At 58.3% G+C, this 8226-nt stretch carries 7 protein-coding genes and 1 riboswitch; all 7 genes read right to left on the reverse strand.

Annotation, left to right across the window (positions count from 1 at the left end):
* Positions 1–50: 50 nt before the first annotated feature.
* Positions 51–1394, reverse strand: coding sequence for a magnesium transporter (gene mgtE / locus AAC083_RS08450; RefSeq protein WP_108536312.1), 1344 nt, complete (start codon positions 1392–1394; stop codon positions 51–53).
* 122 nt (positions 1395–1516) lie between these two features.
* Positions 1517–1686, reverse strand: a riboswitch (M-box (ykoK) riboswitch).
* A gap of 219 nt (positions 1687–1905) precedes the next feature.
* Positions 1906–3114, reverse strand: coding sequence for a flagellar hook-associated protein FlgL (flgL, locus tag AAC083_RS08455; protein ID WP_108536313.1), 1209 nt, complete (start codon positions 3112–3114; stop codon positions 1906–1908).
* 4 nt (positions 3115–3118) lie between these two features.
* Positions 3119–5119, reverse strand: coding sequence for a FlgK family flagellar hook-associated protein (locus AAC083_RS08460; protein WP_108536314.1), 2001 nt, complete (start codon positions 5117–5119; stop codon positions 3119–3121).
* 3 nt (positions 5120–5122) lie between these two features.
* Positions 5123–6196, reverse strand: coding sequence for a flagellar assembly peptidoglycan hydrolase FlgJ (gene flgJ / locus AAC083_RS08465; protein ID WP_108536315.1), 1074 nt, complete (start codon positions 6194–6196; stop codon positions 5123–5125).
* A 43-nt stretch (positions 6197–6239) separates the two neighbouring features.
* Entirely contained in the window at positions 6240–7337 is a 1098-nt protein-coding gene (locus AAC083_RS08470; RefSeq protein ID WP_042036444.1) for a flagellar basal body P-ring protein FlgI, read from the reverse strand.
* An 8-nt stretch (positions 7338–7345) separates the two neighbouring features.
* The gene (gene flgH / locus AAC083_RS08475; protein WP_108536316.1) at positions 7346–8017 is read right to left on the reverse strand and encodes a flagellar basal body L-ring protein FlgH; all 672 of its coding nucleotides are present in this window, start codon (positions 8015–8017) and stop codon (positions 7346–7348) included.
* A gap of 60 nt (positions 8018–8077) precedes the next feature.
* A partial coding sequence (locus tag AAC083_RS08480) for a flagellar basal body rod C-terminal domain-containing protein (protein WP_273543524.1) occupies positions 8078–8226 on the reverse strand: 149 nt, incomplete at its 5' end.

The raw sequence follows: 8226 nt of genomic DNA on the forward strand, positions 1-8226 counted from the left end.
GCAGCCCAAGCTGCCTTTTTGCTATTTGACTCATCCGCGTCAGGTGCGGGTTACTGCAACTCGGGCAGCAACCACTTGGCCATCTCGAAGTAGATGATCAGACCGGTACCATCCACCAGGGTGGCGATGAAGGGGGCGGACACCACTGCAGGGTCGATGCCAAAGCGGCGCAGCACCATGGGGATAATGGATGCAACTGTGGCGCTCCACAGCACGATGGCGATGATGGTAAAGGTCACCACCATGCCAATCTCGGGGCCGACGCCCAGACTCCATGCCCGCACCCAGGCCGCCATGGCAATGGCCCCCGAGATAAGCAGACCGGTGGAGAGCTCCTTTTTCAGCACAGTGCCAAGGTTGCGCAGACTCACCTCACCGACTGCCATGGCGCGCACTATGGTGGTGGTGATCTGGGTGCCACTGTTACCGCCAGTACCGATGAGCAACGGGATAAAGAAGGCCAACGCGATGGCGGCTTCCAGCTGCTCTTCGAACGCCCGCAGCACTGTGCCGGTATAGGCCTCCGCCACAAACAGGATGAGCAGCCAGCCCACCCGTTTACGCCACAGTTGCCAGGGGGTCGCCTGCAGATAGGGAGTATCGAGCGGCGAGGAACCACCCTGCATCTCGGCATCCTCTGTGGATTCAAGCTCCAGGATGTCGGCGGCATCATCCACATGGAAGATACCCACCAGCTTGCCCTGCTCCTCCACCGGCAAGGTCGAGATGTCACGGTCGATCAGCAGGCGTGCCGCCAGCTCCTGATCCGCCCGGGCGTTGATGCGCACCGTATCCCTGTCCATCAGCTCGCTGACCGGCAGCAGAGGATCCGCTATCAACAAGGATTTGAGCGCTATGCTGCCGAGCAGACGATGCTCGGTGTTGACCACGTAGAGGTGCTGGAATAACTGGGCGTTGTCCCAGGCATCGTGGATCTGCTGCTTGGCACTGCCCACCGTATCCTGATCGCCGATGGCCAAAAATTCATGGCGCATATTGGCTCCAACCGATTCGGTCGGCCAGTCGAGCAGTGAGTAGAAGGTGGACTGCACCGGCTCCGGAAAGCGGGAGAGCAGCATGGTGCGATCGCTACTACCGAGCCGACGCAGTATGTCCAGCATGTCGCGCCGGGGCATGGCCCCTTGCAACAGACCGACTATGCTGGCGTGCAACCGCATCAGCAGACGTCCGGCACACTCGGCCGACAACGAGTTGAGTAGCGCCACCCCCTCGACAATGGGCAGGGTATCGAAGATGCAGTTGAGCTCTTCCGGACGCAGGGTCAGCAGTTGATCGGCACGCTGAACCGGATCCAGATTATTCTCCAGCCAGCCCTGCAGGGCGGCCAGATCGAGCAGTTGATGACGATTGAGTAGAGTCTGTGTTTTCTTCATCACAAATGATCTCATGTGATTTCAGGCAGGGCCTGAGCGCGATCGGATATCCGGTCGCTGTCTGAAAGAAAACAGCAATTTGATTGACGAGTAATAGGCAGGAAATGACGCCGTCCGGCGTGTCATCATCCCCACGTACCAGCTTTAGCACTGTATAACGTATCCGGCATGCCGGAAGCCACTTGGGTTTACACCTTAATCCGATGAAAACTGTCCTGAGCTTGGGCGTCTCTCGACGTCGTGAGATCAGTGGCCTTTGTTTATACAGGAGCCTCGCCTAACGAGATGCTGCAAAAAAATCAGCACAACCCTCTGTTGTGCGGGCCGCATGATTATCGAATGCGCAGTGTGAGTCAACCCGACAGTGAGGGTTAAATAGCCCATTGCAACAGCTTGTTACAATTGGAGAAAAAAGAGGATTTAAACGAGGATATATCATGGCTGGGCAAACAAGATCTGGATGCCCCCTGTTCATCGCGTCCCGAAATGCGCTGAACAGGGGTGGAAAATATCAGCGAATATAGTCAAACAGGGTCAGCTTGCTTATTTTGCTGAAGGAGAGCTGGGAGGCACTCAAGGCTGCATCCTCTTTGGACAATGCAGCAATGACCTCATACAAGTCAGCCTCGGAAACCTTGGCCCTGACCTGCTGATTGAGGGTACTCAGACCCTCATTCGAACCCAGTACCTGCTCCAGGCTGTTCATCCTGCCGCCAATTTCACCCAGCCCCTTATCGACATTCAGTCGGGCATTTTTCATGTGGGCGGTGGCATCCGCTACCTTCACCTGAAAATCGTCTGCCGACATAGTGGGATCACGCAAAGCCGTAATGAAATCGGACATACCATCCAGAATGTTGTTGTTCTGGGGCGGATCCAGCACAAAGTTTTGCGCGGCGCCCCCTGCGGGCAGATCCAGGGTCAACTCCAGGCCATTGAAGGGGATCTGGTTACCTGCCACATAGTCACCGCTTTGCAGCAGGGCGCCGCCGCTATCCCTTATCTCATAGGTATCAGGAGCCCCCGCCGCGGTGGTCACCGTGTATTGGTTGCTGGCCAGGGCGGGGTCAAAGTTGGTGCGATGAAAGTTGTCGAAGTTGCCCTGATCGGCCACTCTGACCTGAATATTGGCGCTGCCCGCACTGCTGGTCCTGCGGGTTGGCACCATTTCAAACAGATTGAAGCCGGAATCATTGGCCGCGATTTGCACCGTCGGAGAGACCTGGATATTGCGCTGGCCTGTATCCCCCTGAAAGACGTAATTACCGCTGGCATCCTTGATGAAGGGCTGGGTCTTGCTCTGGTTGCCACCAAAAATGAATTCGCCTTGGGAGTTCTTGCTGTTCATCAGATCGAACATCTGCTTTTGCAAGCCTTCCAGCTCGCTGGCGATCGCCTTGCGATCATCGGACCCCACCGCCGAGTTGTTTGCCTGCTGGATCAGGGTCTGGGCACTGGTCATGGCGGTATTGAGCGCGGTCAGCACTGTCTCTGCATGGCCAAGGCTGTTCTCAAGCAAGCTGCCATTCACGCCATACTGCTTGAACAGATCTATCTCCTTGGTCAGCGCCATCTTCTGGCTCATGCCGGAGGGATCTTCTCCCGACGTCTTGAATTTATCTCCACTCTGCAGCTGTTCATAAGCCGTGCTCAATCTTTCATTGGCGTTGTTCAGAGAAGAGATATTCCGGTTATAAACCATGTTGGTGGTAATACGCATGAACTTACCTCACTGATGACAACAGGGTGTCGAAGATGGTCTTGGCCGTACTGACCACCTGGGCCGATGCCGCATAAGACTGCTGGAAGCGGATCAGATTGGCCGCCTCTTCCTCGAGGCTCACACCGGAGACGCTCTCGAAAATATTGGTACTCTGGGTCAATTTTGCCTCGTTAGCCTTGAGCAGCGTCTTGGCCTGGCTGGTGCTGATACCCACCCCGGTCACCAGACCTGAATAGGCCTCGTTGAAGGTCATCTTGTCATTGCTGGTGCCGGTATTGGTGCTCTTGCGCACCAGATCCTTGTTCTGCAGCTCAGCCAGCGCCAAGCCATTGGCGTTATCGGCAAAACCATTTTTGTTATAGCTCAGGGTGAAAGTGTCACTGGCCCTTACCGTACCTGTGATGCTGAACTCGTAGCCAGGTGTCTGGGTCGGGTTCGCATACACCTTGGGTCCTCCCAGCGGGCTCTCGATGGCGGCCATCAAATTCTGGCCATTGCTGGAAGCTGGCGCCACCCCGATCAGGGTTGTGCCGTCCGCCGCATAGACCGCGTAGTTACCACTGTTGTCGACTTTCACCACCTGGGGTGCCGTCGGATCCAGGGTGTTGGTACCAAAACCCGAGCCCGTGCTGGTGTTGAAAATGCCGTTGAACTTGATCTCGGCAGAGCCCTTGTTGTCTTTGCTCTTGTCCGCCTTGAGGGGGGATGCCAGCGCCAGATCCTCGGGACGGGTAACAAGCTGCCCCAAGCTGGCGGCGGCCCGCTTGGTCGGCTGCAGCAGGATGCGATCCCCTGCCGCCGGCGAGCCGGACAGATCAATCTCGATACCATGGCCCGGAAGCTGAAACTTGGCCGGGGGCGTGGTACCGGTCGCCAGCGAGGTTCGATTGCCATCCTTGTCGAGGGAGAACACCTCGTAACCTGTGGCGCTGCTGAACTGTATCTCGTAATTGAAGGTGGTCACTTCACTGCCTTTACCTGGCACGAAATTGACCTTGGCAGCACCTGTGCCTGTGTTTTTTTCATAAGGCAAGCCATCGCTGACACCAAGGGAGAAGAGATCCCCCCCCAACTCGTTATCCAGATCCATGCCCAGCCGGTTCTGCTGGTTCATGGCATCGGCCATGGCCGCGGCCAACTGACCCAGTTCGCGCTTGGCCGGCTCCAGATCACGACGAGCGGAGAACAAGCCCCCCACGCCGCCACCAATGCTGCTCTCGTTAATGCGGGTCTTGTTGGTCCCCGCGAGCAGCTGCAGTTCGGGCTCGCGGGGATCAGGATCACCCGGCACGACGCTGAACTGGGCCACCCCGCTATTGAGCACCAGGGAGTGGCCCGTGCTCATATTGATCAGCACACTGCCATTGGCCTGGGGCACGGTACGGATCTCCATCTTCTCGGAAAGCTGGCGGATGGCTTCATCCCGCTGATCGAACAGCATCAGGTTCTCTTCCGGCGAGCCCTGAGTACGGATGATGGCCTGGTTCAGATCATTGATGCTGTTGATGAGGCCGTTCACCCGCTTGGTCTCGTCACCTATGGTGGTGTTAATCGTGTCGGTCTGCTTGTCCAGCTGGGACGACAAGGTATGAAAGCGGTTGACCATGCCGCTGAGCTCGCTCAGGGTGATCTTGCGGCCGGCAATATCGGCCGGCGCCTCGTTGGCGGTATGAAACGCCTTGAAATAGGAGGTGATGGCCGTCCCGACGCTGTTGCTGGTGTCCCCCAGCAAGGTATCGGTATTGGAGAGCTGCTCGTAGCGGGTCGCCGAGGCAAAATAGGCGGAGGTGTCGCGCCGCACTTCGCCCTGGGCATAAGCATTGATGACCCGCTCGGTCAGCATGTCGCCCGTGCCCAGACCGACGGAACTGGTATAGATCAGGGTTCGTTCACGCACATAGCCCTGGCTATTGACGTTCACTATGTTGTTACTGGTGGTCTGCAGCAGTCGCTGCTGGGCCATCACACCCGAGGTACCAATTCCAAGCAGATCGCTTGCCATGACTTACAGCTCCATTTCTGTGTGGTTGGTAGCGGAGTAGCCGGCAATGGCATCACTGCGCAATACCTGTTTCAGTTTCCTGGCGTACTGGGGATCCGTCGCATATCCGGCCTGTTGCAAGGCCTCGAAGTAACGGTCCGGGCTGTCTACTTTGGTCAGGGCCCCCTTGTAGCGAGACCCCGAGGTCAGGAAATCGACATAGTCGTTGAAGCTCTCCTCGAACGACTCGTAAGAGCGAAACGATGCCTTCTGGCGCGAGGCCACCCCTTGCTCATATTCCAGGGTGTTGACCACCGCCTTCGGGCCTTCCCAACGCGGATCGGCCTTGATGCCGAACAGATTGTGGGTCACCTGCCCTTGCCCGTTCTTGATCACCCGTTTGCCCCAGCCGCTTTCCAGCGCCGCCTGGGCCACCAGCACCGCCGGGCTAAGCCCCAGCTTGTCCGCCGCCTTCTTGGCAAGTGGCATCAGGCGATTAACGAACTCTTCGGGGGTTTCAAACACTTGCGCTGTCCTGTCCAGCGCCTTGGCCCCCTGCGCGGGCCCCATGGGGGGAATTGTGCGACGGGGGCGATGCGGCACAGTCAGCGGCTGGGCATCGGCACGCATCTCTTTGTTAGCAAAATCTTTGCCAACTTTTGAGGCGGAGATAAGATCGTTTGGGCCAGAGGTGGGGGGCTGGTAGGGTTTGTAGACCCGTTCGGTACGCTGTGGCATCTTGAGCACACGTCCATCGTGACGGGTAAAGGTCTCGGGTGAGAGTTGCTTGGCCACCATCTCGGCCAGCCCCATCCCTCCCTTGCTGGTCATGTCGGCGACCCGCTGTTCATCCAGCATGCCCTCGTAGAACTGGGTGTAGCTGCTGTTCATGGGGTTGTCCTGAGTCAAGGCCTGGTTGGCCTGACGCATGCCCTGAAACAGGGTCTGGGTGAAGATGGACTCGAACTGGCGAGAGGCGGCCATGAGCGCCTCGGCCTTGCCCTCTTTGCTCTGGCTCAGCTGGCGCAGGCGGTCCAGGTTCTTGATATCCTGCACCATCCCCATATTCACGCCGCTGTTGGTGTCAAATTCTGCCATTTTGCTTACCTCATTGCCGCCCGTGGCAACCCCTTGCCGCTTGTTACAGTATGACCAGCTGACCTTCGATAGCGCCCGCCTGTTGCAACGCCTCCAGGATCGCCATCAGATCGCCGGGCGCCACCCCGACCTGATTCACCGCTCTCACCAGATCATCCAGGGTCGCACCGGTATCGAGCTTGAACATGCGTCCCTGCTCCTGCTGCACATTGATGGTGGAGTTGTTGGTCACCACCGTCTGGCCGTCAGAGAGCGGGTTGGGCTGTGACACCTGCTGATTCTCGGCTATGGTCACCGTCAGCCCGCCGTGGCTGATGGCCGCCGGTTTGAGCCGCACCTGACTGCCGATGACAATGGTGCCGGTACGGGAGTTGACGATGATCTTGGCCGCCTCGCTGGCCGGGTCTACTTCCAGATTTTCGATGGTGGCGAGGTAGGAGACCCGCTGCCCCGGATCCCGCGGCGCATAGACCTTGACCGAGGTCGCATCGAGTGCCTGCGCCGTGTTGGGGCCCACCAGATCGTTGACCACGTCCGCCAGCCGGCGGGCCGTGGTGAAATCGGGGCGATTGAGGTTGAAGGTGATGGTATCCCCCTGACTAAAGGAGTTCGGTACCTCCCGCTCCACAGTCGCGCCGTTGGCGATACGCCCCACCGTCGGCGTATTGATCACCACCTTGGAGCCATCGGCCCCTTCAGCGCCCAGCCCCCCCACCACCAGACTGCCTTGCGCCACCGCATAGACACGCCCGTCCAGCCCCTTCATGAAGCTTTGCAGCAGGGTGCCGCCCCGCAGGCTCTTGGCCTCGCCGATGGCCGATACCGTCACGTCTATGGTCTGGCCAGGCTTGGCGAACGGAGGCAACTCTGCATGAATAGCCACAGGCGCCACGTCCTTGATCTTGGGCCTGATGTTGTCCGGCACCTTGATACCGAAGTTGTTGAGCATGGTGCGGAAGGTTTGCTCGGTGAAGGCGCTGTTCCTCTCGCCGGTACCGGGCAAGCCAACGACCAGACCGTAGCCAATCAGCTGGTTGTTACGTACTCCTTCCACCGAGCTGATGTCCTTGATACGGGAGGCGTGGGCCATTCCCAAGGGCATCAGACAGCAGATCAGGGTCACAAGACGGAGTGACTTCATAACATCTCCTAGAGCGGCCACCAGGGGCCATTGAAAAAGCTGGTAAGCCACCCCTGCTCCTGACTGTTGGCCAGATCGCCGGTACCGCCGTAATGGATGCGGGCATTGGCGACCCTCTGTGACGACACGCTGTTCTCGGCCGTCACATCTTCGGGGCGGATCATGCCGGTGATCCGGATATATTCGTTGCCATTGTTGAGCATGATCCACTTCTCGCCACGCACGAGCAGGTTGCCATTGGGCAGCACCTTGGCCACGCTGACCGAGATATTGCCCTGCAGGCTGTTGCTCTGATCCGCCTTGGCCTGCCCCTTGAAAGCGCTGTTCTGGCCCAGGGACGCCGACAGATCATAAGCACCAGCCGTGACCGGCACACCGCCCAGGATGACAGGCTCCATGTTCAGCTTATTGTCCTTGCCGCTCTGGGTATTGGCCTTCTTGGAGGCCGAGGTCGACTCGGCCAGCTCTATGGTGATGATGTCACCCACCCTGTGCGCCTTGATGTCCGAATAGATGCTGTTGGCCTGATCCGGTTGAAAAATGGCACCGGTCGGTCTGACGGAGACAGACTCCGATTCCCCGTATACAGGGGAAAACTCGGGGTCATCCGGCTTGGCTGTGTTGAGGGTACTGCTGCAGCCACCCAGCGCCACCAGCCCCAGCATCCATATGGTTTTCATCATGCACCTCCTACCGATGTGCGCGAGACCAAACATGAGTTCATGGTGTCCACCACCCACTTACGTACGCTGGATCAGGAAGGACATCATGCCGTCCACCGCCGAGAGAACCTTGGAGTTCATCTCGTAGACCCGCTGGGCCTGGATCAGGTTGACCAGCTCTTCGGTCACGTTGACGTTGGACGTTTCCAGCATGCCCTGCTTGATGA

The organism is Aeromonas sp. HMWF014 (assembly GCF_963878295.1).
Classification (GTDB): domain Bacteria; phylum Pseudomonadota; class Gammaproteobacteria; order Enterobacterales; family Aeromonadaceae; genus Aeromonas; species Aeromonas popoffii.

Excerpts from the sequence above, each read along its gene's own strand:
- mgtE (WP_108536312.1), bottom strand. The coding sequence starts at position 1,394 with ATGAAGAAAACACAGACTCTACTCAATCGTCATCAACTGCTCGATCTG.
- flgL (WP_108536313.1), bottom strand. The coding sequence starts at position 3,114 with ATGCGTATTACCACCAACATGGTTTATAACCGGAATATCTCTTCTCTG.
- AAC083_RS08460 (WP_108536314.1), bottom strand. The coding sequence starts at position 5,119 with ATGGCAAGCGATCTGCTTGGAATTGGTACCTCGGGTGTGATGGCCCAG.
- flgJ (WP_108536315.1), bottom strand. The coding sequence starts at position 6,196 with ATGGCAGAATTTGACACCAACAGCGGCGTGAATATGGGGATGGTGCAG.
- AAC083_RS08470 (WP_042036444.1), bottom strand. The coding sequence starts at position 7,337 with ATGAAGTCACTCCGTCTTGTGACCCTGATCTGCTGTCTGATGCCCTTG.
- flgH (WP_108536316.1), bottom strand. The coding sequence starts at position 8,017 with ATGAAAACCATATGGATGCTGGGGCTGGTGGCGCTGGGTGGCTGCAGC.